At 67.5% G+C, this 13,283-nt stretch carries 19 protein-coding genes and 1 pseudogene; 10 read left to right on the plus strand and 10 right to left on the minus strand.

The annotated features are described in order from the left end of the window. The first annotated feature begins 124 nt into the window (after positions 1-124). The 3 genes from MQH10_RS13965 (at position 125) to MQH10_RS13975 (ending at position 1,530) form a co-directional block, all read left to right on the plus strand. Complete coding sequence (locus MQH10_RS13965; protein WP_242564649.1) at positions 125-550, plus strand: mobile mystery protein A; 426 nt, start codon at positions 125-127, stop codon at positions 548-550. After that, positions 547-1,140: a mobile mystery protein B gene (locus MQH10_RS13970; RefSeq protein ID WP_242564650.1), complete on the plus strand. Its 594-nt coding sequence runs from the start codon at positions 547-549 to the stop codon at positions 1,138-1,140. The genes MQH10_RS13965 and MQH10_RS13970 overlap by 4 nt, the downstream gene beginning before the upstream one ends. A gap of 129 nt (positions 1,141-1,269) precedes the next feature. Then, positions 1,270-1,530, plus strand: coding sequence for a helix-turn-helix transcriptional regulator (locus MQH10_RS13975; protein WP_242564651.1), 261 nt, complete (start codon positions 1,270-1,272; stop codon positions 1,528-1,530). 32 nt (positions 1,531-1,562) lie between these two features. Here the strand turns inward: MQH10_RS13975 and MQH10_RS13980 are convergent, their stop codons facing one another. From MQH10_RS13980 to MQH10_RS14000, 5 genes are all read right to left on the minus strand, one after another. Next, positions 1,563-1,832 carry a ribbon-helix-helix domain-containing protein gene (locus tag MQH10_RS13980; RefSeq protein ID WP_242564652.1) on the minus strand — a complete coding sequence of 90 codons (270 nt, stop codon included), beginning with the start codon at positions 1,830-1,832 and terminating at the stop codon, positions 1,563-1,565. Continuing rightward, entirely contained in the window at positions 1,829-2,494 is a 666-nt protein-coding gene (locus tag MQH10_RS13985; protein WP_242564653.1) for an AAA family ATPase, read from the minus strand. Before MQH10_RS13985 ends, MQH10_RS13980 begins: the two co-directional genes overlap by 4 nt. 137 nt (positions 2,495-2,631) lie before the next feature. Further along, positions 2,632-3,057 (minus strand): arsenate reductase (glutaredoxin), encoded by a 426-nt coding sequence (arsC, locus tag MQH10_RS13990; protein WP_242564654.1) that lies wholly within the window; start codon positions 3,055-3,057, stop codon positions 2,632-2,634. Beyond that, on the minus strand, positions 3,054-3,755 hold the full coding sequence (locus tag MQH10_RS13995; protein ID WP_242564655.1) for an MIP/aquaporin family protein: 702 nt from the start codon (positions 3,753-3,755) through the stop codon (positions 3,054-3,056). The genes arsC and MQH10_RS13995 overlap by 4 nt, the downstream gene beginning before the upstream one ends. Positions 3,756-3,758: 3 nt before the next feature. Next, complete coding sequence (locus MQH10_RS14000) at positions 3,759-4,124, minus strand: ArsR/SmtB family transcription factor (RefSeq protein WP_242564656.1); 366 nt, start codon at positions 4,122-4,124, stop codon at positions 3,759-3,761. Between the two features lie 64 nt (positions 4,125-4,188). Between MQH10_RS14000 and arsH the strand changes: the two are divergent. Further along, a pseudogene (gene arsH / locus MQH10_RS14005) lies at positions 4,189-4,749 on the plus strand (arsenical resistance protein ArsH); the annotation flags it as partial. A 123-nt stretch (positions 4,750-4,872) separates the two neighbouring features. On the opposite strand, the gene MQH10_RS14010 reads toward arsH, so the two are convergent. Beyond that, positions 4,873-5,937 (minus strand): integrase, encoded by a 1,065-nt coding sequence (locus MQH10_RS14010; protein ID WP_242564657.1) that lies wholly within the window; start codon positions 5,935-5,937, stop codon positions 4,873-4,875. A 104-nt stretch (positions 5,938-6,041) separates the two neighbouring features. Between MQH10_RS14010 and dusA the strand changes: the two genes are divergently transcribed. Next, positions 6,042-7,085, plus strand: coding sequence for a tRNA dihydrouridine(20/20a) synthase DusA (gene dusA / locus MQH10_RS14015; protein ID WP_242564658.1), 1,044 nt, complete (start codon positions 6,042-6,044; stop codon positions 7,083-7,085). On the opposite strand, the gene MQH10_RS14020 is transcribed toward dusA, so the two are convergent. The 3 genes from MQH10_RS14020 to MQH10_RS14030 all read right to left on the minus strand — a co-directional run bounded on the left by MQH10_RS14020 (position 7,029) and on the right by MQH10_RS14030 (position 8,296). Beyond that, positions 7,029-7,541: a TIGR02281 family clan AA aspartic protease gene (locus MQH10_RS14020; RefSeq protein ID WP_242564659.1), complete on the minus strand. Its 513-nt coding sequence runs from the start codon at positions 7,539-7,541 to the stop codon at positions 7,029-7,031. The genes dusA and MQH10_RS14020 overlap by 57 nt on opposite strands. Positions 7,542-7,639: 98 nt before the next feature. Next, positions 7,640-7,858, minus strand: coding sequence for a DUF1289 domain-containing protein (locus tag MQH10_RS14025; protein ID WP_242564660.1), 219 nt, complete (start codon positions 7,856-7,858; stop codon positions 7,640-7,642). A 6-nt stretch (positions 7,859-7,864) separates the two neighbouring features. Further along, on the minus strand, positions 7,865-8,296 hold the full coding sequence (locus tag MQH10_RS14030; protein ID WP_242564661.1) for a PaaI family thioesterase: 432 nt from the start codon (positions 8,294-8,296) through the stop codon (positions 7,865-7,867). A gap of 176 nt (positions 8,297-8,472) precedes the next feature. Here MQH10_RS14030 and MQH10_RS14035 point away from each other — a divergent pair, with 176 nt between their 5' ends. Together MQH10_RS14035 and MQH10_RS14040 are read left to right on the plus strand one after the other, a co-directional pair. Beyond that, a complete protein-coding gene (locus MQH10_RS14035; RefSeq protein ID WP_242564662.1) occupies positions 8,473-8,781 on the plus strand; it encodes a hypothetical protein in 309 nt (102 codons plus the stop codon). Positions 8,782-8,931: 150 nt separating this feature from the next. Beyond that, positions 8,932-10,467 carry a phospholipase D-like domain-containing protein gene (locus tag MQH10_RS14040; RefSeq protein ID WP_242564663.1) on the plus strand — a complete coding sequence of 512 codons (1,536 nt, stop codon included), beginning with the start codon at positions 8,932-8,934 and terminating at the stop codon, positions 10,465-10,467. On the opposite strand, the gene MQH10_RS14045 is transcribed toward MQH10_RS14040, so the two are convergent. Continuing rightward, positions 10,432-11,142, minus strand: a complete 711-nt coding sequence (locus MQH10_RS14045) for an endonuclease/exonuclease/phosphatase family protein (protein ID WP_336605104.1) — start codon at positions 11,140-11,142, stop codon at positions 10,432-10,434. The two genes, MQH10_RS14040 and MQH10_RS14045, sit on opposite strands and share 36 nt — an antisense overlap. Positions 11,143-11,249: 107 nt before the next feature. On the opposite strand from MQH10_RS14045, the gene MQH10_RS14050 reads away from it, so the two are divergent. The 3 genes from MQH10_RS14050 (at position 11,250) to MQH10_RS14060 (ending at position 13,230) form a co-directional block, all read left to right on the plus strand. After that, the gene (locus MQH10_RS14050) at positions 11,250-11,612 is read left to right on the plus strand and encodes a hypothetical protein (protein WP_242564664.1); all 363 of its coding nucleotides are present in this window, start codon (positions 11,250-11,252) and stop codon (positions 11,610-11,612) included. Between the two features lie 38 nt (positions 11,613-11,650). Then, the gene (locus MQH10_RS14055) at positions 11,651-11,908 is read left to right on the plus strand and encodes a TonB family protein (protein ID WP_336605106.1); all 258 of its coding nucleotides are present in this window, start codon (positions 11,651-11,653) and stop codon (positions 11,906-11,908) included. Positions 11,909-12,027: 119 nt separating this feature from the next. Further along, a complete protein-coding gene (locus MQH10_RS14060; protein ID WP_242564666.1) occupies positions 12,028-13,230 on the plus strand; it encodes an acyl-CoA dehydrogenase family protein in 1,203 nt (400 codons plus the stop codon). Positions 13,231-13,283 lie beyond the last annotated feature (53 nt).

The raw sequence follows: 13,283 nt of genomic DNA on the forward strand, positions 1-13,283 counted from the left end.
TGTAGATAACCCACAGATTATTGCGTGTTTGTATTTTGATCACCTATGAATTATAGAATGATCAGAATTAGATAATGAATGGGTTATCATGCCCGCGACTGATAGAGCGGCCCGAGCGCTTGATATGCGGCTCGGCTTGGTGCGGAACTGGTCGGTCGCCAGGCCGCCTCGCGGCTGGCTGCGCGCCATTCGCGATGCGCTTGGCCTAACCACGAAGCAGTTCGCTAGACGTCTCGGCGTAAGCCAGCCGCGCGTTGTGGCCCTGGAAAAGGGCGAGGTGGATGAGACGGTCACTCTGGCGACCCTGCGGCGCGCCGCCGAGGCGCTGGATTGCCAACTCGTCTACGTGATGGTGCCGAACCGACCGCTCGTCGAGATGCTCCGGGAGCGCGCGGAGGCTAAGGCCGACGAGCAACTTGAGAGCGTTGGCCACACCATGCGCCTGGAGAACCAGGCGCTCACGGCCGGCGATCAGCGGCGACAGCGCGAGGTGCTCATCGACCAACTGCTGCGCGGGAACCTGCACCGCCTGTGGGACGAGCCCGCGTGACCGACCCGCTCTTCGATGCGGACGATGAGGCCAACACGCCGCTCACGCCTGAGGGGCGCCAGGGTCTGCTGCCGACCTACATCACGACGCGGGCGGAACTGAACGAAGCCGAGCAAGAGAACATCGCCGAGGCGGACCGCTGGGCGTTTTCCCGCAAGCGCGGCGATGTTGTGGACGTCGACTTCCTGATGGCCCTGCATCGCCGCATGCTGCGGAAGGTCTGGCGATGGGCCGGCGCCCAGCGGACGACCGAGCTCAACATCGGCGTCGCGCCGCACCAGATTGCGGTCGATCTCCACGCCCTGGTTGGCGACGTCCGCTACTGGATCGACCACAAGACCTTCACCCCGGATGAGATCGCCGTGCGCTTCCACCACCGCCTTGTCGCCATCCATCCGTTCCCGAACGGCAATGGACGTCACGCGCGCTTGGCCGCCGACCTGCTCATCAGGCAACTGGGCGGGCAGCGGTTCAGCTGGGGCCGGGCGAACCTGGTGGAAGCGGCCCAGACCCGCCGGGACTATGTCCGGGCGCTGCAGGCCGCCGACGCCCACGACATCGCGCCGCTTCTGGCGTTCGCCCGCAGCTAGCGCCCCCCGCCGTCGACGGCGGGTAGACTTACGCCTTTCCCGCCGAGGCCGCGCCTGGATAGGTGAGTCGCATGCCGTTCTCGCTTCGCGCAGTTGCGGACCCTGATCGGACGGCCAGGAGGATTTGCGATGTTCGAAGGCGCTCCCATGCCGCCCCGCCTGCTCCGGACGTCGGAAGCAGGGCGTTTCCTCGGCCTGTCGGGCCGCACGCTCGAGAAGCATCGAACCTACGGGACGGGGCCCACTTATCGGAAGATCGGCGGACGCGTGGTCTACGCCATCGACGACCTGCAGAGATGGGCTGATCGCGGGGCTAAAAGCTCAACCTCCGATCCCGGCCAGGGCCGCGTCCTGCCGGCTCGTCCCCAGGAATCTCGCGCCTTCGGCTGACGCGTGCGCCCGTCGGCAGTCGGCAGTCGCCCTTAGCGTTCGCCGAAGGGGTGCTTGCCGTACTTCCGCATCAGATCGTCGAAGGCCTCGCCCATGAGGGCTTGCAGGCTCGTCCCTTGTTCGAGCGCCAGCAGATGCAATCCTCGGCTCATCTCCGGACTGAAGTAGCCGCTCACCGCCTTCTTCCCGATCCTGGCCGGCGCCTTGGCGGACGCGGTGGGCGCCTCTGAGGGGTCGCCGGCCGGGGCCGCCGGTGGCGCAGGCTTGGCCTTCTCCGACTTGATCGCGGCGAACCGGCTCATGCGAGCGGCGCCGGCGTGTGAACAGGTTCACGTGCGGACATGCCCAGCTGTCCTCGCGTCCAGGCCCAGAGCGCCCCGATCTCGCCGGCGGCCTTGCCACCATGATCGAACTCTTCGGCCGTTTGTCCCTGCGCCGTGCTGTGGTGGAAGGCGGCGCGCTCCGGCAACATGACCGGGGCAAGCCGCAGGCCGAAGGAGCCTTCCACAATCTCGGCCGCCTCTCGGTAGATGAGCGGGGCCTTAGGCGGCCCCGCCATCAAGACCACGAAGGCAGGCTTATCGCTGCCCTTCACCAACTCTGCGGTCGCCTCGATCGCGGCCAGGTCGAACGCCTTGGGCCGGCAAGGGATCAGGATGAGGTCGGCGAGACGCGCGGCCTGCCGCGCCATGGCGTCGGCATGGGGCGGCGTGTCGATGACCGCCAACTCAGCGCCCAGTTCCGCCGCCTTGCTGAGCTTGCCCGCCAGCAGCGAGGGCGCACCGCAGTCGATGATCTCGGGGTCAGTCCCACCGCGCCATTCACCCCACCGGCTGGCGGTCGCCTGCGGGTCCGTGTCCACGATGAGCGTAACCTTTTCGGCCGCCGCTGCGGCCGCTAGGTGGACGGCGAGGGTGGTTTTCCCGGCGCCGCCCTTCTGGCTGATGATCGCGATTGTCCGCATGTGGACCTCCTGACAGGAGGGCATGTGAACAGGCGATCAGACGGGCGCTAGGGCTGGCGACGCGCCGTCGTAGGATGTCGTGGAGCCGGCTACAAAAGGGACGCTCAGATGCCCACCGCCAACCATGCACGGTGGATTTAACCGGCCTTACGGCTCAGCGTGACGACCTCTCCGTCCTCCTTGGTGAAGCTCTCGGGCTTCCGCTCCAGGAGGTCCAGCACCGCTTCGGAGGGTCGCGCGAGCTTAGTGCCCAGCGGAGTGACCACTATGGGCCGGTTCACTAGAATGGGATGGGCGACCATCGCCGCTGCGATCTGATTGGCAGTGACTTCCGAGTCGAGGAGTCCGAGTTCGGCCGCCGGCGTACCCTTCTCCCGGATCAGATCGCGCAGCGGAAGTCCGGCCGCCGCGGCAAGATCGCGAACCTGCTCCTCCGTCCACCCGGCCTGCAGATATTCGATGACACGAGGCTCGTAGCCCGCCGCCTGGACCATCGCGACGACGTTGCGTGAGGTGCCGCATGCCGGGTTGTGGAAGATGGTGATCGGGAAGTCGTCATTCATTGGGGAGCGTCCTCTTTGAGTAGCCAGCCGAACACGCCCATCGCGAGCGCCGTCCCTAGGAGCTGAGCGGCGATGAACAGGGGCGCAGAGGTCGGCGCGATTCCGGCGAAGGTGTTGGACAGGCTGCGGGCGATTGTGACCGCTGGGTTGGCGAAGGACGTCGAGGCCGTGAACCAGTAGGCCGCGGTGATGTAGAGGCCCACGGCGACCGGCGTGAACTGCGGCCTGAAGCGGATGCAGCCCAAGATCGTGGCCATCAGGCCGAAGGTGGCGACCAGTTCGGAGAAGCCTTGGCTCGGACCATCCCGTAGCTTGGTCGATACCTGGAGGATGGGCAGGGCGAACATCGCGTGCGCCATCCAAACACCGGCGACTGCGCCGACGGTCTGCGCCACTGCGTATGAGCCAGCGACCGGCCACGACAGTTCCCGACGGCAGGCGAACAGGAAGCTGACGGCCGGATTGAAGTGCGCGCCGGAAAGCGGCCCGAAGATCGTGATCAAGACGACAAGGGCCGCACCGGTCGCCAGAGTGTTGCCGAGCAGAGCCAGCGCCGCGTTCCCGCCAGCAAGGCTTTCGCCCATGATCCCTGAGCCGACCACGACCGCGAGCAGCAGGGCTGTGCCCAGCGCCTCCGCGCCCAATCGACGACCCAGGCTGAAGCTGTGGCGCGGAGGTTCGAGACTGGCGTCGGCCATAGATCAGGCCGGCATATTCGGGGCGTCGGCGGCGCAGCAGGCCGAGCGAGCGGCGATGTCGACCAGGGGTGCGCAGATCGCGGCGTCCCCACCGCAACAGTCTTCCATCAGGAAGCCGAGCACGTTGCTCATGGCGCTGTAGTCAGCCGCATAGATGATGGAGCGCCCGTCGCGCCGCGACCCGATCAGGCCGGCGTGGCTGAGGACCTTCAGGTTCGCCGACAAGGCGTTGGGCATGACCTGCAGGCTGCGCGCGATCTCGCCGGCCGGCAGCCCATCAGGTCCCGCCTTCACGAGCAGACGGAAGATGTCCAGCCGCCCGCCATGGGCGAGCGCGGAGAGGCTTGTGACGACGCTTTGCCGATCCATATTTCAAAGGTAGTTGAACAATGCGACAGTGCCAAGTCGCATACGTGAGTGAGAAGGTCGGCCTGTGAGTGACACCCCCGCGCTTGAGCGCCAGTTCGTGGATACGCCTACTCAGGCAAAGCTGGAGCCGGAACGCTTCTCGACCCATCCGCCGCGCATCCTGCTGCTCTATGGCTCGTTGCGGGAAAGGTCGTTCAGCCGCTTCGCTGTGGAGGAGGCGGCGAGGATCCTGCAGGGCTTTGGCGCGGAGACGCGCATCTTCGATCCGCGCGACCTGCCCCTCCCGGACGCCGTGCCCGCCGAGCACCCCAAGGTGCAGGAACTGCGCGATCTATCGACATGGTCGGAGGGGCAGGTGTGGTGCAGCCCAGAGCGGCATGGCGCCATCACCGGCATCATGAAGGCTCAAATCGACTGGATACCGCTCTCGATCGGCAGCGTTCGCCCGACCCAGGGAAGGACCCTAGCCGTGATGCAGGTCAGCGGGGGATCGCAGTCGTTTAACGCCGTGAATACGTTGCGCCTGCTCGGGCGCTGGATGCGGATGATCACCATCCCCAATCAGTCGTCCGTCGCCATGGCCTACAAAGAGTTCGACGAGGCGGGGCGGATGCGTCCGTCGGCGGCCTCGTTCTCATCGGGCTTGGCGCTTCTATCCTCATCGAGCACCTTGGCCTGATCCGTTGAGGCTTGCGCGTTCCCAGGGCGGAAAGCCTGGCTGTGCTTCCCACCCGATGCAGCCATAGGCTTAAGCGGCGGCCCTCTTGTCCGCTATCGCGTGCAGCGCTTCGGGCCTGAGGTGCGTGTATCGTCGCAGCATCTTCCAATCCTTGTGGCCGGTGACCAGCGCGACCTGTTGGATTTCGAACCCTGCTTCGAACAGCCGACTGGTGCCCTCATGGCGCAGATCGTGGAAATGGAGGTCTTCGATCTCCAGGTCCTGGCAGGCGCGCGTGAAGGCGGTGCCGGCAGACTTGTGGGCGTAGGGGAAGATGCGGTCGTCCTCGTTGCCGCGGATGGCGCGCTGCTCCTCGATCAGCGCCAGAGCATCGAACCCGGACACCGAGAGGAGGGGGATGCGCTGGTCGTTGCCCCGCTTCTCGCGGGGGTCCTTGCGATCACGGATGGTCAGCATCTTGGTCCGCGTATTCAGATCGCTCCAGGTGACCCGGCAGATCTCCTCCTGGCGCATCGCCGTGGCGACCGCGAACTTGATGATCCGGCTCATGGGGATGATCTGGCGAGGGTTGCCGTCGAAGTGAGCGCAGAGCTTTTCAAGCTCCTCGTCGGTGGGCCGCCGGTCCCGTTCCTTGCCCTTCCCGACCAACCCCAGGCGCTTGAGCGCAATCCGGGCCAAGTCCACCGGCTCCACCCGCACCGGCAGACCGTGGACGGCCGCGGCGTGCGACAGGATTAGCTTGATCATCCCGATATCGATGCTGAGGGTCATTGGGCCAGCGCCCTCGGCTGCCCGTTCGCGCCCGAAGGCCAGAAGGCGCTCGCGATCCAGCTCCACCATGTTCCGGCTGCCCAGCCGGCGCTTCAACATCGCGAGCGTGGCGTCCTTCGAGCGCCCCGGCGGCTTGCCGACATCCTTCATGTCGTCGATGTGCAGATCGATCAGGTCGCCGAACGTCTGCAGCTTCCCGACCTTGGAAAGGGTCGGGGTCTCGCCACGATCGATTTGCCGCTCGGCGTCGATGCCCCATTTCTTGGCGTCGTCGTAGCGGACGAACGTCTCGCTGACGGTTCGTCCTTTGCGGCGGACCTGGACGCGCCAGGCGCCGGATTTCTGTTTTCGGATCGATGCCATTTTGGGTGCAAATCCGGTGCAGTGGGATGTCGAAACGTGGCGAAAAGGGTCGAAAAATAGCGTAGGAAGGCGGACGCCGGTCAGTGCCGAACCGGTTGATTTGTATGGGAAAAGTGACGCAATTTCAAGCACATAGATTGTCCATTGCACCCATGATGGACTGGACGGATCGCCATTGCCGGGCGTTCCATCGGGGGCTTTCGGCGCGCGCTTTGCTCTATACGGAGATGGTGACGACGGGGGCGGTGCTGCACGGGGATCGTGAGCGGCTGCTGGGCTATGACGCCGTCGAGCATCCGGTGGCCTTGCAGCTGGGAGGGTCGGATCCGGCCGATCTGGCGGCGGCGGCGCGGATCGGCGCCGACCTCGGCTATGACGAGATCAATCTGAATGTCGGCTGCCCGTCGGACCGGGTGCAGTCGGGGCGGTTCGGCGCCTGCCTGATGCGCGAGCCTGAGCTGGTGGCCGAGTGCATGGCGGCCATCGGCGCGGCCGTGAGCCTGCCGGCGACCGTGAAGTGCCGGATCGGGGTGGACGACCAGGACGCCGATCAGAGCCTGTTCGGCCTGGTCGAGCTCTGCGCCCGGGCGGGGGTGACGCGCTTCATCGTCCATGCCCGCAAGGCCTGGCTGAAGGGCCTTTCGCCCAAGGAGAACCGGGACATCCCGCCGCTGGACTATGAGTTGGTCTATCGGCTGAAGCGCGCGCGTCCGGACCTGACCATCGACATCAATGGCGGGATCGCCGATCTCGACGCGGCCGAGGCGCATCTGGGCCAGGTCGACGGGGTGATGCTGGGCCGGGCGGCCTATCACAATCCCGGCCTGCTGGGGGCCGTGGACCGGCGGATCTTCGGGGGGGACCGCGAGGTCGGGCCGGTCGAGGCGGTCGAGCTCTACAGGCCCTATATGGCGGCGCGGCTGGCCGAGGGCGTGCATCTGGCGGCCATGACCCGGCACATTCTGGGTCTGTTCCACGGCATGCCGGGCGCGCGGGGCTGGCGGCGCATTCTCACGGTCGAGGGCGTGAAGCCCGGCGCGGGGCTGGAGGTGGTCGACGCGGCCCTGGCCTCGGTGACCGGGGCGGCGGCCCTAAGGGCGCAGGATCAGCGCGCTGCGGGTGGCCTCGAAGCGGGAGAGGCGGCCTAGATAGGTCATGCCCAGCAGGGAGGCGTCGAGCCCCTTGTCCAGGACCAGCGCATCGACATCGGCGACCTTCGCGCCGGCCACCGAGACCGAGGCCAGCTTGATGGCGGCGGCGTGGGCCTCGCCATTGGCGGTCATCACCTTGTAGGCGTAGTTCAGCCGGGCCGGGTCGAAGCCCAGGCGCTTGGCGTCGTCGGCGGTGAGCGCCACGGCGCTGGCCCCGGTGTCGACCAGGAAGCGGACCCGCGATCCGTTGACATTGGCCTCGGCCCAGTAGTGACCGTCGCTGGCCTTGGAGATCTCGGCCGGCTCGCCGGTGGCGGCGGTCTCGATGGGGGCGTGATCGACGCTGGCGTTCAGGCTGGCGAGGTGACGCGCGGGGTCGAAGGCGGCGACAGCTTGGGCCGCGCCGACCGCGGAGACCGCGCCGACCAGGGCCAGGACGGCCAGTCGCATCATATCGAAACCTCGTGTCACGGCCGTTTCCGACTCTATTGAGAGGCGAAGGCTACGCGCCGAGCCGTTTGCAAGCTGTGAACGAGACCCCGAAATGGGGATCAGAACATGGCCAGCTTTTCAGGGCGGATCAGGCTGCGGCGCGAGGGCAGTTCGGCCATCACCGCCTCGCGCTCCTCAGGCGTGAGCTTGGTCCAGCCGGCCACCTCGTTGAGCTTGCGATAGCAGCCCATGCACAGGCCGCTCTCGCCATCGACGACGCAGACCTTGATGCAGGGGGTCTTGATCGGGGCGGGGGGCTTGGCGGGCAGGTCGGTCATGGGGCCTCAGGCGGAAGGGATAGCGTAGGTCACTGTGGCCTGGGCCGCCAGCCGGTCGGGACCCTCGGTCCAGAGGCGGACCTCGCAGACGGCGATGCGCCGGCCCAGGCGCAGCATATGGGCGTCCGCCCAGATATCGCCAGGCGCCGCGCCGCGCAGGAAGTTCATCACCAGCGAACTGGTCACCGCCATCAGCTGCTCGCCGTTATGGGCCAGGACCAGGGCGTAGGCGGCGGTGTCGGCGATGCTCATCAGGGTCGGCCCCGAGATCACGCCGCCGGGGCGCAGGAGGCCCGGGCCGTAGGGACGCCGGACCCTGACCCGGCCGGGCTCGGCCTCGACCACCAGGGCCATGGTCTCGGCCCGCGCGTCAGGAAAGGCCTTGAGCAACAGGGCGTTGACGCCCTCGGCATCCAGTTTGAGGCTTGGTTGCGGCATGGGTTCGTATTGATGCAAGCGCTAAGACATTACAAGAAGTTTATGTAACTTAAGTAACTCATAAGTCGATGTAACGTTGTTACCCGGTTTTGGATGAATATTGCCGCGAATTCATTTGAGTCTAAGCGACCCGAAGATCAGGTTTCGGCCACGTTCATTCAAAGGGAGACAACACCATGCGCCTTTTCCCCATCGCCGTGGCCCTCGCCGGTGTCGCGATCGCCGGCTCCGCCATGGCCGCCGGTCGCGCCACCGACGTCGACTATCTGAATGCGGCCCGCTGCCGCGGCATCGCCGGCGCCCTGTCGGCGGACACCTCGGCGCTCGACGCCTTCCTGAAGTCCCAGGGCCGCACGCGGATCGACTACATCCTGCAGAAGGCCGACGACGAGCAGCGGCGCGGCGCCCGCGACGCCAAGAGCCCCGGCAAGTCTGCAGCGGCCACCGCCGAGCTGAGCGGCCCATGCCAGGCCTTCCGCAACTAGGTCGAGCCCAACTTGAGCGGGCGCGCGCGGGTTCCCCGGCGCGCCCGTCCCTTTTGGCCTGCGCCAGATCAATCCACGGAACCGAGCTGAGCCTTAGGCTTTCCCCAGACGCCGGCCGAAGGTGGTCGCGCGTCGCGGCAAGGGGGCCGGATGAGTCTGCTCGCGCCTGGACAGACCTGCTGGCGACGGGAACGCGCCGGTCGCGCGGCCTTCCTGGTCGACACCGAGGCCTATTTCAACGCCGTCTATGAGGCCCTGCGCGGGGCCCGCCGCTCCATCCTGCTGCTGGGCTGGGGGTTCGATCCGCGCACCCGGCTGTTCCCGGACGGGGAGACCGCCGCCGACACCCCCGACGAGGTGGGGCGGTTCCTGCTGACCTTGTCGCGGACGCGGCCGGACCTGGATATCCGCCTGCTGATCTGGAAGTCGGCCCTGCCGATCAGCGCCAGCCAGGAATTCTTCCCGCACCGCGCGCGCCGCTGGTTCGAGAACACCGGCGTGCATTTCCGCCTGGACGACAGCGTGCCCCTGGGCGCCTGCCATCACCAGAAGGTGCTGGTGGTCGACGACGCGCTGGCCTTCTGCGGCGGGGGTGACATCGCCGTGGACCGCTGGGACACGCCCGGCCATCTGGACGACGATCGCCGCCGGCTGATGCCGGACCATGACTGTCACGCCCCTCGCCACGAGGTGATGATGATGGTCGATGGGCCCGCCGCCCGGGCCCTGGGCGACCTGGCGCGCGAGCGCTGGCATCGGGCGACGGGCGAGACCCTGGCCCCACCGCCGCTGGCGACCGAGGACCCGTGGCCGGCCCGGGTGCCCGCCGCCCTGAAGGACGTCGCCATCGCCATCGCCCGCACCGAGCCGGCCTGGCGCGGTCGCGAGGGCGTGGCCGAGATCAGGCGCCTGACCCTGGCCGCCATCCATGCGGCGCGGGAGGTCATCTATCTGGAGAACCAGTACTTCACCTCCCCGCCCGTGGTGGAGGCGCTGGCCGCGCGCCTGGCCGAGCCGGACGGGCCGGAGATCGTGCTGGTCTCCACCGGCCAAGCGCCCAGCTGGTTCGATCGGCTGACCATGGACCGGGCGCGGTCCAACATGCTGTGGCGGCTGCGGGCCGCGGACATCTTCGGCCGGTTCCGCGCCTATTATCCGGTCACGGCGGGCGGGGAGAAGATCATCGTCCATTCCAAGGTCTCGGTGTTCGACGACGCCCTGGCCCGCGTCGGATCGGCCAATCTGTCCAATCGCTCGGGCGGGTTCGACACCGAGTGCGAGCTGGCGGTGGAGGCTGCGACCCTGGACGACCAGGCCCAGATCAGCGCCCTGCGCGACCGGCTGGTCGGCCATTTCATGGGCCACACCGGTGACGCCGTCGCCAAGGCCCGCGCCGCCGGCGGTGGCCTGATCGCGGCGATCGAGGCCCTGAACCGGGGCGGGCGGCTGAAACCCATCCTGCCCCTGAAGCTGACCCCTCTGGGGGAGTTCGTGTCGGCCTGGCACCTGGGCGATCCGGCCGACACGGCCGATTCCTGGCGGATCGGGCGCAGGCGCGAGCGGCTCTACGCCCAGGCCCGGGCCTTCGATGCACGGGAGCTGCTGCACGGCCACGACTGGACCGCGCCGCTCATCTCAGGCGGAAGTCCATCACCAGGGGCAGGTGATCCGACGCCGCCCGCGTGAGGGGCAGATAGGGCGCGAACACCTCCGTGACCTCAATCTCGTCGCTGACGAACAGATGGTCGATGCGCAGGACAGGCAGGCGCGAGGGGAAGGTGGCGGTCGGCGATCGCTCCGGCGACAAGGCCGCGCGGGCTTGAGCCGCCGGGTCAGGGTGCGGTGGACGACCGAGGCCGCGGTGGCGTTGAAGTCGCCCAGCAGGATGACCGGGCCGGTGCAGTCGGGGTGGGCCAGCCACTCGGGGCCCGCCAGGGCCTCAGCCTGGAGCTGCTGTTCGCGCGGGACCAGGCCCAGATGGGTGTTGAGGATCTGGACCGGCCGGCCCTCGATCTCGACCTCCACCCACAGGGCGCCGCGCGGCTCCAGCCGAGGGGCCGGGCGATAGCCTGGCAGGGGGCCGGTCCGCACCTTGCGCTCCGGAAGCCGGGTCAGGATGGCGTCGCCATATCGCTCCTCCTCGACCTTGAGGGCGGCGTGGAAGTGGAAGCTCATGTCCAGGCGCCGCGCGATCTCGTGGGCCTGGTCGACGCCGCCGGTGCGGGCGCGGCCGACATCCAGCTCCTGGAGAGCGACAATGTCGGGGGCCAGGGCCCCGATCACCTCGGCCACCCGGCCGACGTCCAGCCGGCGATCGGTCCCGACGCAGCGATGCACATTATAGGTGAGGATGCGGGCCATGGCTCATGGTGGGCGCGCCCGGCGTTGCAGGGCAAGATGGTCCAACGGCTGGCGACCGGCGAAGGTTCAGGGCAATAGTGAGCGCGACGAAGAGTGGGGATGTCGCCATGCAAGCCGCTGAACCGCCGCCGCCCGCCCCTCCGGCGCTGACCGAGCCGGCGCCGACGCCTGCCCCCATCCATCTTGATCCGCGCATGTTTGTTCGTACGCCGCGGCAAGCCGACTGGAACCGCTGGCTGCCGGGCCCCAATCCGCGTTTCCCGCTTCTGAGCGTGAAGCTCCGATGCGTGGTGGGCGATGAGGGGCGAATGGAGAGTTGTACTGTGGACGACGAGGATCCTCCGGGAATTCGCGTGGGCGCGGCGGCGCTCAAGGTCAGCGGCAAGTTCCAGATGCCTGCGGTGCTGAACGGGGTTTCGACCAAGGGGGGCGTCGTTGTCATTCCTGTAAAGATGCGGGCTCCGATGTGACCGGCTCTTCTCCTCTCGGTGAGCTGCTCCTGGCGGCTGTGGCGTTCTCGATTCTGTCGTCGGGACTGGCTTGCGCCGGCGTCCCGCCCACCGACCGGCAGGGGCGGGCGATGGTGCGGTGCCAGGTCGCGGCGACCGGGCGGCTGACCCACTGCGTGGCGCTGTCCGAGAGCCCGGCCGGCGCCAATGTCGGCGCCTTCGCCGTGAAGCTGGCCGAGGCCTATCGGGTGCAGCCCGGCGACCGCCGGATCCGGGGCGGGGCCATCACGATTCCCATGCGCTTCAAGCTGCCGTGACCGGCTCGCAAGAAAATGGCTTACGTTGACGTAAGCGTCATCTTTCCATTCGGAACCGCTCTGCGTATGTTCCGCCCGCCTGAAATACGCTGTAAGCGCACGCCCCAGGGAGACCCGTCATGAACCTCGACTTTTCGGCCGAAGACAACGCATTCCGCGAGGAGGCCCGCACCTTCATCGCCGAGAATTATCCCAAGGCTCTGCGTGACAAGCAGGACCGCGGCGAGACCCTGGACAAGGAAGACTATCTGTCCTGGCACCGCATCCTGGCCAAGAAGGGCTGGTCCGCGCCGTCGTGGCCCAAGGAGTGGGGCGGCACCGACTGGACGCCCACCCAGAAGTACATCTGGTCCGAGGAACAGGCCCGGGCCGACACCATCGGCATCCTGCCCTTCGGCGTCGCCATGCTGGCCCCGGTGATCTACACCTTCGGCACCGAGGAGCAGAAGGCGAAGTTCCTCCCGGACATCCGTGACGGCAAGATCTGGTGGTGCCAGGGCTATTCCGAGCCGGGCGCCGGCTCCGACCTGGCCTCGCTGAAGACCAAGGCCGAACGGGTCACGGGCGACGACGGCAAGGAATACTACATCGTCAACGGCCAGAAGACCTGGACCACGCTCGGCCAGCACGCCGACTGGGGCTTCTTCCTGGTCCGCACCGACCAGAACGCCAAGCCGCAGTCGGGCATCTCCTTCCTGCTGATCGACATGAAGAGCCCGGGCATCGAGGTGCGCCGCATCACGACGCTGGAAGGCGGCCATGAGGTCAACGACGTCTTCCTCGACAACGTGAAGGTGCCCGTCGAGAACCGCGTGTTCCACGAGAACCAGGGCTGGACCTGCGCCAAGGCGCTGCTCGCCCACGAGCGCTCCGGCATCGCCGGCGTCGCCCGCTCGAAGCGCGGCCTGGAGCGTCTGCGCCAGATGGCCACCACCGAGATGTCGGACGCCGCCGGCCCGCTGCTGCAGGACCCCTTCTTCAAGCGCAAGGTGGCCGAACTCGAGATCGACCTGACCGCGCTGGAATACACCGAGCTGCGCGTGCTGGCCGGCGAGTCCAGCGGCAAGGGCCCGGGCACCGAGAGCTCGATCCTGAAGATCAAGGGCACCGAGATCCAGCAGCGCCTGCAGGACCTCGCCCTGGAAGCCGTGGGTCACTACGGCGCGCCCTTCATCACCGGCGGGCACCACAACATGCCGATCGGCCCGGCCTATGCCGAAGGCCTGGCCGGCGACTATTTCAATGGCCGCAAGACTTCGATCTATGGCGGCTCGAACGAGATCCAGCGCAACATCATCTCCAAGATGGTCCTGGGCCTGTAGGGAGAGCCAACCCGATTTCCCCTCCCCCTTGCGGGGAGGGGGTAGGGGGTGGG

Source organism: Phenylobacterium aquaticum (genome assembly GCF_022695515.1).
In the GTDB taxonomy this organism is placed as follows: Bacteria; Pseudomonadota; Alphaproteobacteria; order Caulobacterales; family Caulobacteraceae; genus Phenylobacterium; species Phenylobacterium aquaticum.